Raw genomic sequence first — 1,629 nt, 5'->3', positions numbered from 1 at the left:
ATCACGACGTCGGGGGCGTTACCGCCCTCGATCTTGCTGCCGACGACGGTGGAGACGTTGTCGCCGGTGGACGTGAACTGCGTCTCACTGTCCATCACCGCCGATTCCGAACTGTTCCAGCATTCCCTGGATGGGGTTGAGTGGGTTCGCCGCAGGCGCCGGCGTTGCCGGATCACCCGCTGTTGTGGCGGGAAGACCGGCGACAACGGGAACCTGCGGCAGAATCGGAGCGATCGGCAGCAGTGACACCGTCGGCCAACCCGGACGCGGGCCGTTTCCGTTGTAGTACGGGTTCGACGGATCGACTACCGGCTTGGGATTGCCGAACTTCGGCTGACGGTATTCCGGTTCGCCTTGTCCGACACCGAGACCCGAGAGAGTATTGCCGATCTGCAGGTCGACACTCAGGAAGAGATTCACGGAACCACCCTGTGCAATTTTCTCGACACCGTCCGGGAACGGGAACGTCGGCAGGAACGGAAGTGCCCCGACGAAGTCGTCACCGGAGTCTGCGAGCGCCTGCAGCGTCGGACGCAGAGCCTGAAGATCGGCGATCAGGTCGTCCTTGGACTGTGTGAGGACGTCGGTTCCCACTGTTCCGAGTCGATCCACCTGAGCGAGCATCTGAGTCAACTGCGGACGCTGCTCGTTGAGAACCTGTGTCGCAACGGGGAGTTCCTCGAGAATCTTCCCGATCTTCTCGTTCTGATCGTTGACGCGGGTCGAGAGCACATCCAGGCCGTCGAGCGCTCGTGTGATGTCGTCACGCTGCTCGTTGAGTCCGCCGATGAGTGTGTTCGCCTGCTCCAGAAGGCTTCTCGTCTTGCCTTCGCGACCGTCGAACGCGGCACCGAGTTCTTCGACGATGGGTTGCAACTGGCCCACACCGCCGCCGTTGAGCAGCAGCGACAATGCGCCGAGAACCTGCTCGATCTCGGTGGCGTGGCGAGTGCGATCCAACGGAATCAGGTCTCCGTCGGCCAGCTTCGCAGAGTCCGGTCCGGACGGCGGGGCCGACAACTGGATGAACTTCTCGCCGAGCAGGTTGGTCTGCTCGACCGCGGCAATTGCGTTGGCGGGTAGATCAACCGACGAGTCGAGGATGATACCGACGTCCGCGGTCCATCCGTCCGGTCCGACGGACACGTCGTCGACGCGCCCGACGGGAACTCCGTCGACCTTCACAGCGGACTGCGGAACCAAGTCGAGCACGTCGTCGAACTGAATGGTCAAGTGCATCGGATCGGAACCCACATCGGGACCGCCGGGAAGCGGGACCGCGTAGATGCCCTCGGACGAGCAGGCGGTTGCCGAGATCAGGACGGCGCACAGTCCGGCGCCGACAATCAATGAACGCTTCACTCGCCCTCCCCGTTTCCACTGTTGAGTCGCGGTGACACGACGCCAGGCACAGTGCCCGGAACTACCTGCATCTGACGTTCGGATCCGGCGAGGATGCCGAAGGGAAGATTCAGTCCTGCGGCCTGATTCGCTGCATCGGTCATCGCGGCGACATTTGCACACTGGTCGATGGCCGGTTGCATCTGCCGTCCCAGCGCCTCGAATCGCGGATCACCGGGCAACAGCTTGCCGAGGTCCATCAACTTGCAGAGCACCCCGGCCGGGTTC

2 protein-coding genes are annotated in these 1,629 nt (G+C 63.0%); both read right to left on the bottom strand.

Annotation, left to right across the window (positions count from 1 at the left end; translation table 11 throughout):
- Positions 1-84: 84 nt before the first annotated feature.
- The gene (locus ABT116_RS44795) at positions 85-1,362 is read right to left on the bottom strand and encodes an MCE family protein (protein WP_003941859.1); all 1,278 of its coding nucleotides are present in this window, start codon (positions 1,360-1,362) and stop codon (positions 85-87) included.
- Positions 1,359-1,629 (bottom strand): hypothetical protein (locus ABT116_RS44790; protein ID WP_351646737.1); only part of this gene is annotated, 271 nt, incomplete at its 5' end. The genes ABT116_RS44795 and ABT116_RS44790, both read right to left, overlap by 4 nt.

The sequence above is a fragment of the Streptomyces sp. NPDC002130 genome (assembly GCF_040296465.1).
Taxonomy (GTDB): domain Bacteria; phylum Actinomycetota; class Actinomycetes; order Streptomycetales; family Streptomycetaceae; genus Streptomyces.
This window is presented reverse-complemented; position numbering and strand designations above follow the sequence as displayed.